This window comes from Lishizhenia sp. (assembly GCF_057456495.1).
Genome location: NZ_JBVCPV010000039.1, coordinates 1 through 18,899, shown reverse-complemented (window position 1 = coordinate 18,899; position 18,899 = coordinate 1). Strand labels below are relative to the sequence as shown.

Below are 18,899 nucleotides of genomic sequence, written 5' to 3'. Positions count from 1 at the left end.
GTATGGTTGATTTTCGCCTACTTGTTCCATACCCTTGGTGAACTTTGTTTATCTCCTGTAGGATTGTCTTACGTGAGTAAATTAGTTCCTGCAAGAATGATTGCCTTTATGTTTGGTATGTGGTACTTGGCTATCGCTATAGGAAACAAATTAGCAGCGGTTGCGGGTGGTCAAATTGAAAACATTAAGGAGGAGTACTCATTATCTACGTTCTTCTTAATCTTTACTATCATTCCTATTGTGGCAGGTATCTTGGTGATTTTATCAGGAAGACTATTGAAAAAGTTAATGCACGGTGTGAAGTAATTACACTGTTGTTTAGGATATTAAAGGATGCGTTGGCTTTTCAACGCATCCTTTTTTTATGAACAAAAAATTGACAGAGGTCTCTCTAAGATATAACCCGATTTCCATTAAATTTCGTAGTTTTGTTCCCCTATAAAAAGACTTTACATTGAAATATACATTTTTCATATTTAGCTTAATCATTGCGTCCATAACCTTTGCTCAAGGAAGTGGGAATACCTTAAACTTTGATGGTGCCGCTACCGGTGTTTCACTTGGAGATCAAGTTGCAACGGGGGTAAGAACGATTGAAGCATGGGTTAAATTAGATAATGCCGTTGACAATACTTTAGCAAATGGTTACTGTATCGCTGGAAGAAGTGGGAGTAACCCATTTACAGGTACAGATCAATTTCATTTAGGATTTGAAACCAATGCTATATCTCCTGGGAATGGAGGTAAAATCAGTTTTTCAAGAAGAGTAGGGTTAAACAACTTTGTTATTTATTCAGATTTAAACACGTGGCCAGCGAATACATGGATACACGTTGCTGCAATTTTAGATCCTGTTGATGGAATGAAAATGTACATCAATGGTATTGAGCAGGCGGATACAGACCCAACTACAGATGCAATCATAGCAGGTGCCACGGGAGATAATGCTACAATTGGTCAATGGGGTATTATGAATGTTAGATATTTCGATGGAGATATCGACGAAGTAAGACTTTGGGATGATGCCAGAACTGAAAACGAAATTAGAACGAATTTGTGTAAGAAGTTGTTGGGGAATGAACCTGGATTGAAAGCGTATTACAATTTCGATAACATTGCAGGAACAACATTACCAGATGAAAGTACCAATACGAATGATGGTACATTACTTGGTTTTGGTGCAACTCCATCAATTTTATCTGGAGCACCACTAGGAGATGGTTCAACCTTCGCTTATGCTGCCAGCTTAGCGGGTACTACTTTAAATTATGTGGTGTCTGCCGGTGATGTTTTTGAAGTTTCAAATATTAACTCTGTGAGTTCACTTGGGGTGCATATATATCGAGTAAATCAGTTGCCAAATAACCTTACAAATATTAATAATCCTGCAGGGAATTACTACGGTGTTTTCTTAACAGGTGTAGACGGTACCTACGATATTAATTATAATATTCAAGATTACGGATGTAGTTCTTGTTTTGCTTTGAACGAACGTAATGACAATGCCAGTGGTCCTTGGACTACCTTAGTAGGGGCGCCTAATAGTTGTGCCTTCCAATTTGCCAACGAAAGTTCAATAGGAGATACCTACAGGGCCGAGTATATTTTAGATCAAGCTCCTTTTGTTTTTGATTTAGGAAACGATACCTCTGTTTGTACCTCACCTTTAACCATTGGAGAAAGTTTTGCAGGAGCAACTTATATGTGGCAAGATGGAACAACTACAACTCCTTTTTATGATGTAACACTTTCGGGTACTTACTGGGTTGAAGTAGATGTTCAAGGTTGTACGGGTTCTGATACAATTAATGTTCAAGTTGTAGATCTAGACTTTGATTTAGGAGTAGATACGACACTTTGTGGAGGTAATGGTACCTTTGGTTTATCTACAGGACTTTCGAATAATTACAACCACTTATGGCAAGATGGAAGTACGAACAATAGCTTTATTGTTACAAGTTCGGGTGAATACAATGTTACGGTTACTGATGGAAACTGTGTGAATCAGGATACCATTACAGTGGAGATTATAGACCAACCAGAAATTAACCTAGGGAGTACACAAATTGCCTGTGAAGGTGAGCAAGTTACACTTACTAATTTGAGTGTTTCAAGTATAGATACCTACACCTGGTCAACAGGTTCTAATGCAAGTAATATTACCGTAGATCAGGCAGGTACATATGGTGTGCTTGTGGAGAATGAATGTGGAATTGCTGCAGATAGTGTTTTGATATTGTTTGAAAACTGTGATTGTAACATCTACATCCCTAATAGTTTTACTCCTGATGGTGATGCCGCTAATGACGGGTTTAAAGTGGAAGGTGATTGTAAGTTCATGGTGTACGAATTAAACATTTTTAACCGTACTGGAACGCTGATTTTTTCTTCAACGGATATAGCCGATGTTTGGGACGGAACCTATAACGGGCAACTTGTTCCTGATGGTGTTTATGTATATAAAATTAAGTATACCACCGAAAGAGTTTACAGCGAGTACATTCTCGGACATATAAATGTCTTAAGATAATATGGAAAGGCCGACGTTTAATTAGATGTCGGCCTTTTTTATGTTCCGTTCTTTTTGAGGCTATTCATAGCTTTAAATGAAAGACTCACTTTATTTGGGATTAACCCACCCATGCTGGGAACAAATTACTTACCGCAGAAATGATGTACTCTATTCCTATGGCAATAACGATGAAACCAATGATGCGTGAGAGTGCATTAATACCCGAAGCACCTAAAAGGTTTACGATGTACTGAGCACTTTTAAGGAGTAAAAAGATGAAAGTACAAGCCACAAACATGGCCCCCATTAAGATGAGAACATCAAACATTGCTTTATGCTCTTGATTTAAGGTAATGAGTAATGATATGGTACCAGGACCTGCCAGCATGGGAATAGCCAAAGGTGTTAAAGCAATATCAGATCTAGATCGAATATCCTTATCAACTTTCGAGGAAGTCATCCCCTTGTGTTCTTTAAATTTACCGGTAAGTAAGGCAAATCCAGAACTGGTGATAATTAATCCTCCAGCAATTTTTAACGCGTTAATGCTAATGCCGAAAAATTGAAGTATGTATTGTCCTACAAAAAAAGAGAGTAGGAGAATGATAAGCACGTTAATGGAGGTCCAAACAGCAACTCTGTTTTTTTCTTTTAATTCATGATCGGCGGTTAAGCTCACAAAAACGGGGACGGTGCTCAATGGATTCATAATGGAAAACATAGCGCCAAGGGAGATTAAGAAAAGTTCCATTTTTTTGCCGCAAAACTAAGCTGCCTTTAAGGAAGATTAGGTAGCCAAAAGGTTATACTACGGTTAAAACTAAGTCAAGGCTATATGAGCTTTATCTTAAGGAAGGGCACAAAAAAAGGTGAACAAAACTGTCCACCTTTACTATCTTTTTTGTTTTCAATTATAAAAACATTTCTTTTTTCAAGTCTAACCACTCTAAAGTTGAGTTGCAGAAAATATCTTCAATTACATTTTGCGGTAAATCACTATCTGTAATGAATTTTCCAATCTCAAGATCTCCTAATGGGAAAGGATAATCAGAACCTAAACTTACACGCTTACTGCCTTGCATGTTTAAGATGTATTTCAAAGCATCAATATCGTGCGTGATACAATCTACCCACATTTTACCGATGTATTCTCTTGGGTTCTTTTTGTTGTCTATCGCAACTAAATCTGGTCGACAGTTAAAACCGTGTTCAATTCTACCCATAGTAAACAAGAATTCACCACCGGCATGAGATAAACAAACACGTAGATTAGGTAATCTCTCTAACACACCTCCAAAAATTAAAGAACACGCTGCTCTTGATGTTTCAGCTGGCATTCCAACCAACCAAGGTAACCAGTACTTACGCATGCTATCAAATCCCATCATTTGCCATGGGTGCACCATAACTGCTAATCCTAAACGCTCACAAGCTTCAAAAATTGGGAAAAACTGTTCTTCGTTTAAGTTTAAATCGTTGATGTTAGAACCTATTTGTATTCCCACCAATCCAATTTTCTTAATACGCTCTAATTCCTGAATCGCCAACTCCGTGTCTTGCATAGGAACAGTTCCTAAACCTATATAGTTCTTTGGATATTTAGCAACCAAATTAGCAATGTGGTCATTTAAAAACTCAGAAAGTTCTAAACAGTCTTTTGGCTTTGCCCAATAAGAGAACATCACCGGAATTGTACAAACAACTTGCACTTGCGTGTCAAACATTTTGTACTCCTGAATTCTCACCTCTTCGTTCCAGCAATTTTCTTTAATGGTTCTAAAATATTGCCCACCTTGCATCATGTCGGCAACTCCTTCTTCCTTGTGGTCAAGGTAAATGAAATCACCATATCCGAACTTCTTCGTCCAATCCGGTAAATGTTTCGGAATGATGTGCGTGTGCATATCTATTTTAAGCATAAGTATCTATTTAGTTTAAGAATGTGTTTTTTTGCCCCAGCGAAAATAAGAATTTAACGGGCGGCGTACAAATACTTTTGATAAACCTGTAGTTAAGCTTTAGTAGAATCTTGTAAACCAAGGGCTACCAAATCCTTGAAATATGTGTAAAACTTAACAGCTATATTTTTACAATATTCATCCGTGGATACAGGATTTGTTTAATTTTAAAGTGATGGCAAAATTGAAAGAAAACTCAACCAGAAAAATTAGTGTTTTCGGCCTTACCATGGTGGTGGTCGGTGCTTGTATAGGATCCGGAATCTTTCTATCTCCTCAAAGTGTGGCACGCTACATCGGGGAGGAGAGTTTTATCCTGTGGGCCTGGCTAATTGGTGGTGGAGTTGCTTTTTGTGGAGCGCTCACCTACAGCGAATTGGTAGGACTCTTCCCAAAAGCAGGAGGAATATATGTTTTTTTGAAGGAAACCTACGGTAAGCGCATGGCCTTCCTCTACGGATGGATAGTACTTAGTGTTATTACCTCAGGTTCCATTGCAGCACTTGTAATTGCAAGTTCCTCTTATTTTAATACGCTACTGGGATCTCCTTTTTCTCAGCAAGAGGTTCTACTTATAGCTTTGTTGATGATAGCCTTTAATACTTTGATTCATGTACGAGGTATAAAGCTTGGCGAAATATTTATCAATATCCTCTCCGTGCTTAAAATCCTTGGAATATTTGTGTTGATTGCTGCCGGACTCTTTTTTATAAACAAAGAAAATGGTGAATTAATTCCCGAAGCTTTACCGCGCAAGTCTAATGGAGATTTATGGATAGGTGTGGCCTTGTCTATGATTCCAGTAATGTGGTCGTTTGGAGGATTTCAACACGCTTCTTTTTTAGCGGCAGATGCCAAGAATCCTAAACGATCGGTACCTATGGCTATGCTTATCGGAGTGGCTTTTGTGACCCTTTGTTACTGGTTATGCAATTATACCTACATCAATGTTTTGGGTGTCGAAGGTTTAATGAATAGTACAAAGCCTGCTGTAGATGCTATGAATAAAATTGTGAGTAGAGGAGGAACTTTGGTGAGTCTGCTTATTGTGGTTTCCACCTTTGGATCGGCTTTTATTTTCACCATGTCTGCACCGAGAATTTACTACGCCATGTCCAAAGATCAAGTGTTTTTTAAGTGGACAGCTAAACGACATAAAAAATATGATACCCCAGCAAATGCTATACTCGTTCAGTCATTTTGGAGCGCTGTATTATTGGTGTTTTGGGGGAGTTTTGAGAACCTTATTAATTATGTCACTTTTATAGAATGGATCTTTTTACTCCTCTCAGGCATAGGAGTCTTTTATTTTAGAAAGGTAAAAGATAAAGCAGACTATAGTTTTAGAATTCCACTAGGCCCGGTAATACCATCCATTTTTGCATTGGTAGTGATCGGTTTTTTGGTTGCGGTCCTATCCGATGGAAATAAACCTGCGCTTTATGGATGCATTTTATTGGGAGTAGGCTTGTTGGTTTATGAAATTTTCAAACGTAAGAATCGTCTTGAAATATCGAATAAATAGTATACTTGTAGCATGAAAAAGAGTACAGTTATCGGATTAGTTTTTTCAGCAATCTTATTGGGGTGTGGAACAGATGCTTCTACGGAAACAAAGCCTCAACAAACAGACACCCCTAGCGAGAAGTTAAGTGTGGAGGAGAGAGCAAAGCGCTTTATGGAAAACAAATTGGGAATCAATGCAGCAGAAGAATACAAGTTCTTCTCCTACGATGCCCATGTTAATGCCGATACCTTGAAAGATAAGGTTTTCATACTTCAAAGAGAAAAATACGCCTTCGATAAAGTAGAGCGCGTAGGGAGTATGAAGAATTTTAAAGACATGGGATATAATAGTCCCGAAAACTACCTTTTTCTATATGATGCTGCCAGAGATGAATTTGTAACGACAGCCGGAATTGGTGCAAACATAACCCAAGACCTTGAAGTATCCTTTAAGAAAATTCTATCGCCTGCTAAAGAAGATATTATCATAGATTACCGCGTTCTTAATGGTATGTATAGATCGGTTTATGCCTATGCCGATAAGCGGTTATTGAAAGTATTGAGTTTTCCTTTATTCTCTGAGTTGGGAAAGGAAGACGAGGCTGCTTATATAACAACGTATCAAAAAGGAAGCGCATCCATTGCACAAGATATTTGGTTGTACAAAGCAAAGTTGAAATACAATAAGGATAGCTTATTAAAGAATCCAAACTTACTTCCAGAAAGAGAAGCTACAGATCAATTGTACTTGCGATTCATTTTTGATCCAAAACGATTTAAATATGTAACACCAGGTTACGAGCAAGAAGAAGATAAGAAGTAGGCTGCCCCCCCCCAAAAAGGATTTGGGGTCCAGCTATCCGTTATAGTTTACTTATGGTCTATTAAGCATTCCTAAAACCTTTGCATACTTCCGCGGGTCGTATGCAATAGTTAAGGCCTGCTAAATATCCCCAAAGCAAAGCTGCCACTCCTATCTGTGGCAGAGTTCAACTGTGTTTTTATCTCCAGAACAAAGATCTATAAGTAGGGCGTAATGGTTTTCTTTTACATTTTTTAGAACGTGGGTAGTTGGCTCGTTCATATAATTTAAAAAGGTAAGCACAGCATCTTTATCCTCACGTTCAACCTTTAACAATTTATTTGTTGGAATTTTAAACTGAGCTCCTATTTCTGTGCGCATGTAACGATAAGTGGAAATTACGGCTATAACAGATAAAGCAAATAACCCCAAGCTAAACTTAGCACTGAGAACATTGAAAAGAATTAATAAAGTAAAGAATAGGGTAATTATGATGAGTCCAACCTTTACAGATTTATTCTGAGCTTTTGAGGTGGTATAATTCAATTCTTTAAGAACTCTGATGTCTGACCAGTTCCCTGTATTCGTTAAATAAATATTGGTGTCGTCAATATTCACAAATCCATATTCGTACTGAAACCATGTTCTCATAAGGTGATTCTTTCTTTCAAAAATAAAAAAAGGAGTGAATAAACTTCACTCCTTAACTTTTTTCAACTTATATAGATTAGCCCTTCAAATAAGAACATTCTGCATTCGTCAAAGGTCTACTCAAGTCAATATCATTTCCATCCACTAAAACTTTACCTAAATCAAAGTTGTCTAAGGTACCTGTTAAGAATACTAACTTATCTTGATAAATACATCCAATGGTGTATTCTTTTCCTTTTTCTAGAACTCCAGTAGAGGTTTCTATTTCACCACCTTTCATTTGTCCTAATATTTTCCATTCTCCAAACTCGTTAAACTTTCCTTCTTCAAAAGCAAAAACGAAGCAATTTGGTTTGTAAATTCTATTTGGGTTGTCCGGACAACTTGTAGAAAGTAAAATCTTAAAGGGAGTATTTTCAGCTACACACCATGCATCTGGTAAATTTACTGTTGGGTTTGCCTGGTAAGTTGCAGGTGCAGTAATAAAGTCAGAAGGATTACCTTTTTTGTACCATTTGTAGGTTACGTTATTGGCATAATTCGCTTTTGCACTAATTACACTTACAATTTTCATAGGAGAACCAAATTGGAAGCTCGCAGTTTGTCTGTGACTAACACTTCCAGATTCTTCAACATACTCCCAAATGATCTCTGATGTGTTTAAGTAATAATCCTGACAGTTAGAATTAAACGTTACCATATTGTAATCATAGCCTGAAGATGTTTTTTCTCCTTCAGCAACTTGCCAAGCAGATAAGTGCGCCATATCAAAAGTAACTTCTAATAAACCAGAAGTTGTGTTCATGCTCACGGTTTCAGTACTTTCCAATTTCCAGTTAGAATTTTCTTCATCGTAACTGTAAACACCAAAATCATCTCCTGCCGCAATAGCAGATCCATCAAACTTTGTTGCTCCATTAGGAATGCTAATGGTCATCTGAATTGGAGTGTCAAAGTTGGTAACTTCTTTTGTACCTGCGTACATGTCCATGGCAACGGCTCCTAATGTGTTAAAAGTCATAAACTCTCCATTGTCCATTTGAGCTCTGTTCAAGTCACCCGGTAAAACTAAACTAGCATTTTCACCATTTGGGTCAACATAAGCAAGTTCAACATCTATATTCCCTGAAACTGCATTTCCGTTTTTGTCCATTAATTTAGTTCCAGTAGAGATATTCACTTCCGCCGTAGTTCCAGAATTAGATACTGCAGGCATTAAAGAGAAATCAGAAGAAATTTCACCTGTAGATCCTACTCCGGCAATTAAATCTGTAGCCACTTTAATATCTTGCGGTGCATTGTTTACACTAACCATGCTTACAGAAATATGGGTATGACCTTCTTCTATCAAGGTAACATCAGTACTTGATGGAAAGTATCCATTGGCAGTAGCGTGTACGGTAAATTCAACCGGCGTATTTTCAGAAGGTATTAAACTTTCAGCAATCGAAAGTGATAATAACCCCAAATCAGCACCATATTTTTGGGCACCAAAATTATCTGAAACATCTTGAGCATTTGCACCCCCAATGCGAATTTGAATATCTTCATTACCATTCATATCCAAGAGTTGCCCTGTATTGGCATCTACAAATTGAAAAGATACACTTGCTTTTGAAGACGATACGTTAAATACCTCAACAACACCATCCGTAATATCAACTTTTTTACAAGCACCAAAAAGTAAAGCTGGTAATGCAAGGAAAGCCAATCCTTTAATTATATTCTTTTTCATTTTTCTTTTCCTTAGATTGAATTATTGCTTCTTTAAAAAGAAGTTGATTTGAAAGTTCGCATAGGGGTAGAATTGAAAACTTGAAATGTTGTTTTCAATAACAGCCGTATTGCTTGGATTTGCAGTAGGTGCTATTCTTCCTTCTCCGGTCATTGTAACAGATGGTTTTCCGTGATACATCGCGCCGAATTCAAAAGCATAGCTTACCCATTTTGCTTTACCAGCATTCCCAAGAACGATTCCTAGGTAAGGGTTTACGGGTAATCCTGGTGTAATTTCAATGCCTAAAATTCCTAAATCTTCATCATAATCTGGCAGGTAGTACGCGTTAACAGCACTAATTTTAGTTATTGTATATACCGCACCAGCAGCAATTTTTAACCCAGGACGTTTGGCAAAAGGAGCATAAGTTCCAATTAAAGAAGCGCTACCAGTTGAGAAGCGATAGTCAGAACTAACATCTGCACCTCCAGAGGTACCTGTAAAGCTCATACCTAGTTCAGGTAAAAAGGTTCCAGAAGCTCTTAATTCTATTCTTTTTGAAATAGGGTAGGTGAATTGTAAACCAGCTCCCAAACTTCCTACTTGAAGTCCAACAGAAGGTCGTGGCGAATAGCTATTTGTAGCTTCTTCTTGTGCTGAACCAGTATAGCTCAAGCAAAGAAGACTCGTTAATAGCAGTAAACTTTTCTTCATACGTAATATTGAGTGTAAAACAAAGGAATGGAGGTAGTTCCCCATTCGCGAACGCAAAGAAAATTAGTTTAATGAAATAGAGCAAGAAAAAAGTAGTAAATCCATGAATTTAGGGGAGAATCGGAAGTTTTTGCCCCAGCATTTAGGGTGATTCTCCCTAGGAAATTAGTTTGAAGATTACTCCCGTGTCTATTCCTTGTCCTGCATGAGTATTTTCCAAGGTCTTAATTCGCTATAGTGGTTGGTGATCACTTTCAATATAGCCAAGATCGGAAGTGTTAAAATCATACCGATAATTCCTGTAAGGGCACCCATAATCACTAAGCCTACGATGACCACCAAAGGATTGATATTGATACTATTTCCTACGACTTTGGGGGTGATAACGTTTCCTTCCAAAAATTGAACTACCGCGTATACTGCAATAACACCCACGGCATACCACATGCTGTCTTTGGTAGCCAAAGCTATGATTATAGGAATTAATGCACTGATGATTACTCCAGCAAAAGGAATTAAGGTTAAAATACCACTAATTATTCCAATAATGAAGGCGTGTTTTATGTCTAAGAAAAAGAGTCCTATTCCAGTTAAACTGCTAATGATGAGTATAAGTAATGCTAAACCTTTCAGGTATTGCTGCAGTACTTTTTGCATATCTAGGATTAAATCCTGAGGGTTGCTAATGTTGGTTCCTTTCAGATATTCTAAAATAAAATCACCAATATTTCTGCGGTACATTAACATGAAGAAAAGGTAAACAGGGAAGGTGACTAAGAAGATAAATGCGTCTTTTAAACTGGTTGCCGCTTGTTCACCGGCTTGTAAAAGCATGTTTTTTAATCCTTCAACACTGCTGTAAACCATGCTTTTGTAATCTCCTAATCGAGAATCCATTTCAGCATCAAAACTGTCTTTAGAATTTAAAAACTCCAATTGATTTACCTTTTTTACTAAATCTAAATCGGTTATTATATCTGTACTTTTTACACTAATTAAGGTGACCACACTTAGCATAAATGTAAAGGCGAGTAAAACAGCAACCAAAGAAGATAGAGCTCTGGGGAAATGCCATTTTTCAAAGGTGTTGGCCAAAGGAGTTAATAGGGTTGCTACAAATCCAGAAAGTAAAATAGGCATTACAATATCTCCACCGTAAATGAGCAAGAGACAAATGACCAAACCGATGAATAAGGATTTTGCAGATCTATCTAACTTCGAATTTTTCTTTACCATGTGTGTAGATTTTGTTAGGTTTAAAGGTATATAAATTGTGGAGAGCACCGAAAGGTTTATAGAAAGTTAATCTAAGGGTACTGCTGCTTTAAGTTTAATGATTTAGATTTTTAGTTGGTTTTATTATTTTTGTTATGTGAAAAATACACTACTACTGTTACTACTGCTTGGAGGGATGTTTTCTGTAAACGCTAAAGAAAATGCCTCAAATGTTGATACCCTTACTTTGAATCAACTTTACCTAAAAAAGAATTTATGGCGAAAAGGAAAAAAAGTGTTTACGGGCTACGTAACACATGTATATAAAAACTCTAATGTGGAGAGAGTTGGTTTTTTCAATGAATTTTATACAACCCCTACTCATACACTACCTGGGTTGTCCAAGTTTTCCTGGAGTGTAGATTCAGTATTTGCACATTTTTCTCAAGGAAAAGTAGACTCTGTAAGGCTTTTTAATAATGGACTTAGAACGGCTGTTGTAACCCATGAATATGTAGGCGAGGATACTTTAAGTGTATTCAAAACTTATGCGGAATCACCAATACAAAAATATTTAAACCAGAGCAGTGGCTTTGATTGGTGTTATGAAATGAAAAATGGTAAGGCAAACGGTAAAAGTTGGTTTTATTTGTACAAAAATGAAAGAGATACCATGATGCTTAGATCTGTTGGGAACTACGTAAATGATACACTTCATGGGAAAGTAATACAATACCATCATTACTACGATAAGGACAGTTTTCTAATTCAATATGATTATACTATGCGAAATGGAAAACGAGACGGGGTAAGTTATAGTTATAATGAACATGGAGATTTGATTGACGTTACCAATTTTGTGAATGATAAAAAGGAAGGAGAATACCTACATTATTATATTGGGAACAATCAAATTTTTGTAAAAATTGTGTATGCTGCAAATGAAGAAATTGAATATTTGAAATACAGCTATAACGGGAAATTACTGTATCATAAGGTAGGAGATGATGAGCAAGAAGTTGTATTAACTGGTGAGGTGGTAGAACATTCCTATCCTTTTACCCATTTTTATTACAAAAATTACGACGAACAAGGAAATGCAATTTACCCATGGTATGTTAAAGACAAGGCTGGAAAAGTTATAAAAACTATTGAGCAATAGAAATCAGTTATAAAAAAAGCGGCACCTCAAAAAGTGCCGCTTTTTTATTATTATTTTTCTGTACTTTATCAAGGTGTTGACATAGATACAGGTAATATTTTTCCTTTGTAGTACTCGTTTCCTGTTAAAGAAAACTCTACGATATACTTGGCCATTTTCGCTGCACTAATTGGAGCTTCATATCCAGGAAAGGCTTGAGCTAACATTTCTGTTTGTACTGCACCTAAACATAAACAGTTCATGTCTATTTCAGTTTCCTTAAACTCCTCAGCAAATAATTCGGTAAAACTCACCAAAGCAGCTTTAGAGGTAGAGTAAGCAGAAAGTCCTGCAAATTTCACACTTCCTTGAATACCACCTACAGATGAAATATTTAAAATGTGTGCAGCTCCTTCTCCTACGTGCTCAACAAAAGCTTGTGTAGCAGCCATTATCCCAACAATGTTGGTTTGGTAGCTCGTAGCAATTTCTTCCTGAGATAACTCCAAAAATGGCTTGTTTACTAAGGTTCCAGCATTGTTAATGAGTATATCCAGGCTTTTGTAATTTTTAAGAATCGCAGATAATTCTTCGCGTACGTTTTCACTGTTTAAGTCAAAACTAAAAGCATCTACGTTTTTCATCCCCTCTAAAGAACTTACGTTTCGAGAAAGGGTAATTACGTTGTGATCTGTATGTTCAGAAATGAATTTAACCGCTTCAAAACCTATACCTCTGCTACAACCTAGAATTACTATATTCTTAGTCATCGTACGTCACTATTAATTCTTCAGAATTCGGGTGAGATTGACAGGTTAAAATGTAACCTTCAGCAATTTCTTCGTCTGTTAACGTGTAGTTCATATCCATGTGGGCCGAACCTTTCAATACTTTCGCTTTACACGTACTACAAACACCACCTCTACATGAGTAAGGAGCGTCAACTCCTTCACTTTCTAATTCAGACAACAAAGTGTCTCCATCAGATTTCATTGTAAAGCGAGTTTCCTCGTCATCTAAAATTACAGTAACCTTACTTTCTCCTTTATAATCGGCATGCACTTCCGTTTCATGCGATTTCAATAGCGTAGGAGTTGTAAATAATTCGTAATGCAATTTATCTTCGCTTACACCAAAAACTTTCAACGCTTCAAGTGCATCTGCAATCATTTCCTCCGGACCACAGAAGTAAAAACCATCTGCTTTTAACACATCTAAGTTCGCCTTAACAAAAGCACTTACGGCTTCTTTATTAATTCGTCCTTTTCCATATCCTTCTTTCTCCTCTTGGGTAAGGTAGTAATGTGCATTTACATTTTTACTCAAGGCGTCAATGTCCTTTTTGAAAATGATGTCAGCCTCTGTTTTGTTGGCGTATAACAATTCCATTTTACCGTCTACACCTGCGATATGCTTGGCAAAAGATAAAATAGGTGTAATACCACTTCCAGCTGCAAAGGCAACTATGTTCTTGTTTTCCTGAGCAATTCTAAAACTTCCTTCAGCTTTTGTAATCCAAATATGATCTCCAACTTTTACATCGTTGTTCATGTATTTAGAAACAATACCATCCGTAATTTCTTTCACACCAATGGCCAACTCTTCACCTCTTCCGCTACAGATAGAGTAAGATCTTCTGTACTCTTTACCATCGATTTCAACAGCTATATTGATGTGCTGTCCTGGATAAACTACAAATTTATCCTTAGCATCTAAACTAAGAACTACCTTAACGGTATCCTTTGTTTCTCTAACAACATCTATAACTTCTGCGTATAGAAATCCTCTTTTCTTTGGTTTAATGTCTTTTTTAAAAAGACCTTTAAATAATCCCATAATAATTGTCGTCCTAATTAATCGTCAAAAGATACAACCAACTTTTCACTCGTTGGGTGAGATTGACAAGTTAAGATATAACCAGCATCAACTTCGTCTTTTTCTAAAGCGTAGTTAACATCCATTACAGCTTCACCTTCGATAATTTTAGCCTTACATGTACAACATACACCTCCTTTACAAGCAAAAGGTAAATCTGCACCTGCTTTTTGTGCGGCATCCAAAATGTTATCTCCCGTAGAATCTAGAGGGATGTCTATCTGGTCTCCATCCAAAATGATGTGTACCATAGAAGATACATTTGGCTCGTTTGCCGTAGCTTTTACTGGCGCCTGGTTCATTGCCATTCCTGGCGTTGTAAATAATTCGTAGTGAACTTTATCTGAAGGAACATTCAATTCTTTCATGGCGTCTTTCACCCCTAAAATCATTTGCTCTGGTCCACAGATAAACACCTCGTCTAAATCTGTATCTTTTAAGAAAGCATTGTACAAGTTAATACACTTGTCTTGATCAATTCTTCCTTTTTGTAATTTATTTCCTAAGCTCTCTCTACTTAAAACATGTACAATTCTAAAGTTGTTCATGTACAAGTTTTTCAAAGCTTCTAATTCTTCTCTAAAAATGATACTGTGGAAACCTTTGTTACCGTAAAATAAAGTAACATCACTTTTAGGTTCTGCCTTTAATATTGTTTTGGCAATGGCTAAAATTGGAGTAATTCCACTTCCTGCAGCAAACAATGCGTAAGATTTCTCGTGATCTGCAGAAGGCTCTAATTTAAAGTGCCCTGTTGGCGTCATTACTTGTAGTTCGTCTCCCGACTTCAAAACTTTGTTGGCAAAACCAGAGAATTTTCCCTCAGGAACTTCCTTGATAGCAACTCTTAATTCATCGTCTAAAGGACTCGTACAAATAGAGTAAGATCTTCTCAAATCTTCACCGTCTATTGTTGTTCTCAAAGTAAGGTATTGACCAGCTTTGTAATTGTAGTCTTCTTTTAATTCGCTAGGTACTTCAAATGCCACAGATACAGCATCTTCCGTCTCACGTCTAACTTCGCTTATTTTTAAAGTATGAAATTTTGGAGTCATATGTTTTGCTTAATAACTGCACAAAAATAAACAGATTAACGACTTTTGCCTAGTAATAGAGCATACAATCCCCATCCTTGACTATTATCATGAATACGTTTTTATTAGCTTAAAAGAAAGGGATGTCTTGATTTTCAGCTTATCGAAGGAGAAGATAGTGTGGATTCTACGATGTGGTGAAGCAGTTTTATTGATATTTATCACATAGAGCATTGCTCCCTTTTTGAGAATTATCAACTTTACTCATATATCGCAAATTGAGTACAAAATTTAGATGCTGTTCTCCCTGTTGATAATCGTCAATTTACAGGGGGGGGAATGCTTTGATATTTGTCACCTTTTATACAAGCTCTATACAAGATTTTCTAACTAAAAAAAAGAAATGAAATTCAGAATATTTTTTCTATTCTACTTGGTTTTGAGCGCTTTTACAGATGGTTTGTTGCTTAAGTATCCTTCAAAAGAAGTTGTATGAAATTCTAGGATTGAAGTAAACAAAAACGGATGAGTTTTGTTATGCTCGTGAAGGAAGGGTGCTTTCAAGGCCCTAGGTCCGCAAAAAGCGCCATAATTTTTGTATCTTTGTGAACCGCTATTTTGATAAAATCATTCGATCAAAACTTGTTTTTTGAGAGAATCAAAGGAAATAAGCATGAAAGAAATTAACATAGAAGAATTAGAGAAGCGATTTCAAGAGAAGATAGACGCTGACATCAGAATCGAACCAAAAGATTGGATGCCAGATGCCTACAGAAAAACCTTGATTCGTCAAATATCTCAGCACGCGCACTCGGAAATCGTAGGTATGTTGCCAGAAGGTAACTGGATTACTCGTGCACCGAACTTGAGAAGAAAAGCTGTTTTGTTGGCCAAAGTGCAAGACGAAGCAGGTCACGGACTTTACCTTTATTCTGCAGCCGAAACTTTGGGAGCAGATAGAGAAGAGACTATAGATGATTTACATACTGGAAAAGCGAAGTACTCAAGTATCTTTAATTACCCAACGTTAACGTGGGCAGATATGGGAACAATTGGTTGGTTAGTAGATGGTGCAGCCATTATGAACCAAGTTCCTTTGTGTAGATGTTCTTACGGACCATACGCCAGAGCGATGGTAAGGGTTTGTAAGGAAGAGTCTTTCCACCAAAGACAAGGTTTCGAGATTGTAACGAAATTAGCACAAGGTACTCCAGAGCAAAAAGCAATGGCACAAGATTCATTAAATAGATTCTGGTGGCCAGCCTTGATGATGTTTGGACCAAGTGATGCAGATTCGCAACACTCTGAGCAATCGATGAAATGGAAAATTAAGCGTAATTCTAACGATGAATTAAGACAAATGTTTGTGGACGTAACAGTTCCTCAAGCAGAGTTGGTTGGACTTACAATTCCAGATCCAGACTTAAAGTGGAACGAAGAAAAAGGTTCTTACGATTTCGGTGAAATTAACTGGGATGAGTTCTGGCAGGTTGTTTCAGGTAACGGAATCTGTAACAAAGAACGTGTTGAAGCGAGAAGAAAAGCAAAAGAAAACGGAAGTTGGGTAAGAGAAGCGGCGAATGCATACGCAGCAAAGAAAGCTCAACGTAAAGCATCTTAAAAGAATTTACATGACAAAGAAAGAATGGCCTTTATACGAGGTTTTTATAAGAAGTAAACAAGGGTTAAGCCACAAACACGTGGGAAGTTTACGTGCAGCTGACGAAACTATGGCTGTAGAAAATGCAAGAGACGTTTACACAAGAAGATCAGAAGGTGTGAGCATTTGGGTTGTAGAATCTAAAAACATCTTTGCTTCAGATCCTGCAGATGCAGATAGCTTATTTGAACCTGCAGATAGCAAAGTTTATCGTCACCCAACTTTTTACGAAGTACCAGATGGTATTGAGCACATGTAAACGATTTTTAGCATGACAAAAGAAGAAGCATTATTTAAATATACCCTTCGTTTGGGAGACGATGCATTAATTGTTTCGCAACGATTATCAGAGTGGTGTGGTCACGGTCCTATTTTAGAGGAAGACATAGCCTTAACAAATATCGCATTAGATTTAGTTGGGCAGGCTACAACATTATTAGAATACGCTGGAAAAGTTGAAGGTAAAGATAGATCAGCAGATGATTTGGCTTACTTGAGATACGAAAGAGATTATACGAATTTATTGTTGTGTGAGCAGCCTAACGGTGATTTCGGAGCAACAATTGTTCGTCAATTCTTATTCTCGGCTTACCAGCAATTCATGTACGCAGCATTAACAAAAAGTTCTGATGAACAATTAGCTGCCATTGCTGAGAAATCTTTGAAAGAAGTAAAATACCACGTGAAGCACAGTGCGGAATGGGTAATTCGTTTAGGAGATGGAACAGAAGAGTCGCACGAAAGAGTACAAGCTTCATTGAATGATTTATGGAGATTCTCTCAAGAAATTTTCTTTGAGGATGAAGTAAACCAAACGTTAATTGAAGCAGGAATCATTACAAGTTTAGAAGATCTAAGAGCAGATTGGGAAGACTTAGTAAAACGTGTGATTGAAGAAGCAACATTAACTTTGCCAGAAACAAAATGGCAATTAGACGGAGGAAGAAAAGGATTGCACTCTGAGCACCTTGGATATCTCTTGGCAGAAATGCAATACATGCAAAGAGCTTATCCAGGAATGGAGTGGTAATATTTGCAGTATGACAATTACAAAAGAATATATATGGGATCTTCTGGAGCACGTAAGTGATCCAGAAGTCCCTGTTTTAACTATCGTCGATCTAGGCGTGGTTAGAAATGTAGAGGTAAAAGGGGAGGAAGTTACCGTAACCATTACACCTACGTACTCAGGCTGTCCGGCCATGCAAGTTATCGAAGAAGATATACGTGAGACCTTTAAAAATGAAGGAATAGAAAACGTTACCGTTGAAACAGTGCTTTCTCCGGCATGGACTACGGATTGGTTGACAGAAAATGGAAGACGTAAGTTGAAAGAATATGGAATTGCTCCACCACAAGATGAGGTAGATAAATCAGTTCTCTTTTCAGATCCTGTAGTTGTACCTTGTCCAAGATGTGATTCTAAAAACACAAAAATGGTGAGCCAATTTGGATCCACAGCTTGTAAAGCGCATTACCAGTGTTTAGACTGTCAGGAACCCTTCGACTATTTTAAATGTTTGAAGTAATCATTAGAAAAATAATTTGAAAGAGCTTAATAGGCTCTTTTTTTTGTGCCTAATATTAATGATTAACACTTAAAGCTCTTTTATTCAGCCCTAAATGAGGCGCTTGTAAAAATCAAAGTTGAGTTTTTTTGGAGGTTGAAAAATCCAGAATTAGATTTCTATCGTAGGTTTTAAAAACTTAAACTTTAGAACCTATGAAAACATTTTACATGCTTCGATTTATGGTCCTTTCAGTATCGCTGACCCTTGGTTCGGTGGTAGCTTTTGGACAAATAATAACCAGCGGCGCAGACGATGGCTCTGCGGGAACATTGAGGAGTCAAATAGCTGCTGCCTCTCCGGGAGCAACTCTTTCGGTAGATTTAACAGTTTCTAATATTCTTTTAGCAAATGGTCAAATTACGGTAGATAAAAACTTAACCATCAATGGAAATATCTTTGGTACCACAACGATAGATGGTGATGGATTAGATAGAATTTTCGACGTTACCTCAGGTACACTTACTTTAAACAATTTAACACTTACTAACGGTGTTGCAGGAAATGGAGGCGCTATACAAGTTGTAGGCGCCGATCTTATTTTAG

19 protein-coding genes are annotated in these 18,899 nt (G+C 37.2%); 10 read left to right on the top strand and 9 right to left on the bottom strand.

What is annotated here, in order from left to right; translation table 11 throughout:
* Positions 1 to 306, top strand: a 306-nt coding sequence (locus AC22ZQ_RS04580; protein WP_486756236.1) for a POT-type proton-dependent oligopeptide transporter, incomplete at its 5' end; no start/stop codon positions are given.
* Between the two features lie 148 nt (positions 307 to 454).
* On the top strand, positions 455 to 2,530 hold the full coding sequence (locus AC22ZQ_RS04575) for a LamG-like jellyroll fold domain-containing protein (RefSeq protein WP_318957529.1): 2,076 nt from the start codon (positions 455 to 457) through the stop codon (positions 2,528 to 2,530).
* A 100-nt stretch (positions 2,531 to 2,630) separates the two neighbouring features.
* On the opposite strand, the gene AC22ZQ_RS04570 is transcribed toward AC22ZQ_RS04575, so the two are convergent.
* Together AC22ZQ_RS04570 and AC22ZQ_RS04565 are read right to left on the bottom strand one after the other, a co-directional pair.
* The gene (locus AC22ZQ_RS04570; RefSeq protein ID WP_318957528.1) at positions 2,631 to 3,263 is read right to left on the bottom strand and encodes a MarC family NAAT transporter; all 633 of its coding nucleotides are present in this window, start codon (positions 3,261 to 3,263) and stop codon (positions 2,631 to 2,633) included.
* 160 nt (positions 3,264 to 3,423) lie between these two features.
* Positions 3,424 to 4,431 carry an amidohydrolase family protein gene (locus tag AC22ZQ_RS04565; protein WP_318957526.1) on the bottom strand — a complete coding sequence of 336 codons (1,008 nt, stop codon included), beginning with the start codon at positions 4,429 to 4,431 and terminating at the stop codon, positions 3,424 to 3,426.
* Positions 4,432 to 4,645: 214 nt separating this feature from the next.
* On the opposite strand from AC22ZQ_RS04565, the gene AC22ZQ_RS04560 reads away from it, so the two are divergent.
* Positions 4,646 to 5,995 carry an APC family permease gene (locus AC22ZQ_RS04560; protein WP_318957524.1) on the top strand — a complete coding sequence of 450 codons (1,350 nt, stop codon included), beginning with the start codon at positions 4,646 to 4,648 and terminating at the stop codon, positions 5,993 to 5,995.
* 12 nt (positions 5,996 to 6,007) lie between these two features.
* On the top strand, positions 6,008 to 6,799 hold the full coding sequence (locus tag AC22ZQ_RS04555; protein ID WP_318957522.1) for a hypothetical protein: 792 nt from the start codon (positions 6,008 to 6,010) through the stop codon (positions 6,797 to 6,799).
* A 150-nt stretch (positions 6,800 to 6,949) separates the two neighbouring features.
* Here AC22ZQ_RS04555 and AC22ZQ_RS04550 read toward each other — a convergent pair whose 3' ends face one another.
* From AC22ZQ_RS04550 to AC22ZQ_RS04535, 4 genes are all read right to left on the bottom strand, one after another.
* Positions 6,950 to 7,429: a hypothetical protein gene (locus tag AC22ZQ_RS04550; RefSeq protein ID WP_318957521.1), complete on the bottom strand. Its 480-nt coding sequence runs from the start codon at positions 7,427 to 7,429 to the stop codon at positions 6,950 to 6,952.
* Between the two features lie 76 nt (positions 7,430 to 7,505).
* On the bottom strand, positions 7,506 to 9,164 hold the full coding sequence (locus AC22ZQ_RS04545; RefSeq protein WP_318957519.1) for a hypothetical protein: 1,659 nt from the start codon (positions 9,162 to 9,164) through the stop codon (positions 7,506 to 7,508).
* 21 nt (positions 9,165 to 9,185) lie between these two features.
* A complete protein-coding gene (locus tag AC22ZQ_RS04540; protein ID WP_318957518.1) occupies positions 9,186 to 9,860 on the bottom strand; it encodes a hypothetical protein in 675 nt (224 codons plus the stop codon).
* A gap of 189 nt (positions 9,861 to 10,049) precedes the next feature.
* A complete protein-coding gene (locus AC22ZQ_RS04535) occupies positions 10,050 to 11,096 on the bottom strand; it encodes an AI-2E family transporter (protein WP_318957516.1) in 1,047 nt (348 codons plus the stop codon).
* 136 nt (positions 11,097 to 11,232) lie between these two features.
* Between AC22ZQ_RS04535 and AC22ZQ_RS04530 the strand changes: the two genes are divergently transcribed.
* Positions 11,233 to 12,237 (top strand): toxin-antitoxin system YwqK family antitoxin, encoded by a 1,005-nt coding sequence (locus AC22ZQ_RS04530; RefSeq protein ID WP_318957514.1) that lies wholly within the window; start codon positions 11,233 to 11,235, stop codon positions 12,235 to 12,237.
* Positions 12,238 to 12,305: 68 nt separating this feature from the next.
* Here AC22ZQ_RS04530 and AC22ZQ_RS04525 read toward each other — a convergent pair whose 3' ends face one another.
* The 3 genes from AC22ZQ_RS04525 to paaE are packed head-to-tail and all read right to left on the bottom strand — an operon-like array spanning position 12,306 to position 15,146.
* Positions 12,306 to 12,986: an SDR family NAD(P)-dependent oxidoreductase gene (locus tag AC22ZQ_RS04525; protein WP_318957513.1), complete on the bottom strand. Its 681-nt coding sequence runs from the start codon at positions 12,984 to 12,986 to the stop codon at positions 12,306 to 12,308.
* Positions 12,979 to 14,052: a 2Fe-2S iron-sulfur cluster-binding protein gene (locus AC22ZQ_RS04520; protein ID WP_318957512.1), complete on the bottom strand. Its 1,074-nt coding sequence runs from the start codon at positions 14,050 to 14,052 to the stop codon at positions 12,979 to 12,981. The genes AC22ZQ_RS04525 and AC22ZQ_RS04520 overlap by 8 nt, the downstream gene beginning before the upstream one ends.
* 17 nt (positions 14,053 to 14,069) lie before the next feature.
* The gene (gene paaE, locus AC22ZQ_RS04515) at positions 14,070 to 15,146 is read right to left on the bottom strand and encodes a 1,2-phenylacetyl-CoA epoxidase subunit PaaE (RefSeq protein ID WP_318957511.1); all 1,077 of its coding nucleotides are present in this window, start codon (positions 15,144 to 15,146) and stop codon (positions 14,070 to 14,072) included.
* A gap of 652 nt (positions 15,147 to 15,798) precedes the next feature.
* Here paaE and paaA point away from each other — a divergent pair.
* The 5 genes from paaA to AC22ZQ_RS04490 form a co-directional block, all read left to right on the top strand.
* Entirely contained in the window at positions 15,799 to 16,746 is a 948-nt protein-coding gene (gene paaA / locus AC22ZQ_RS04510; RefSeq protein ID WP_318957510.1) for a 1,2-phenylacetyl-CoA epoxidase subunit PaaA, read from the top strand.
* A 10-nt stretch (positions 16,747 to 16,756) separates the two neighbouring features.
* Positions 16,757 to 17,044 (top strand): 1,2-phenylacetyl-CoA epoxidase subunit PaaB, encoded by a 288-nt coding sequence (gene paaB / locus AC22ZQ_RS04505; RefSeq protein WP_318957508.1) that lies wholly within the window; start codon positions 16,757 to 16,759, stop codon positions 17,042 to 17,044.
* A 12-nt stretch (positions 17,045 to 17,056) separates the two neighbouring features.
* Entirely contained in the window at positions 17,057 to 17,815 is a 759-nt protein-coding gene (gene paaC, locus AC22ZQ_RS04500) for a 1,2-phenylacetyl-CoA epoxidase subunit PaaC (protein ID WP_318957507.1), read from the top strand.
* Positions 17,816 to 17,825: 10 nt separating this feature from the next.
* On the top strand, positions 17,826 to 18,314 hold the full coding sequence (gene paaD, locus AC22ZQ_RS04495) for a 1,2-phenylacetyl-CoA epoxidase subunit PaaD (RefSeq protein ID WP_318957505.1): 489 nt from the start codon (positions 17,826 to 17,828) through the stop codon (positions 18,312 to 18,314).
* A gap of 194 nt (positions 18,315 to 18,508) precedes the next feature.
* The coding region (locus AC22ZQ_RS04490; RefSeq protein WP_318957504.1) for a hypothetical protein at positions 18,509 to 18,899 on the top strand (391 nt) is incomplete at its 3' end.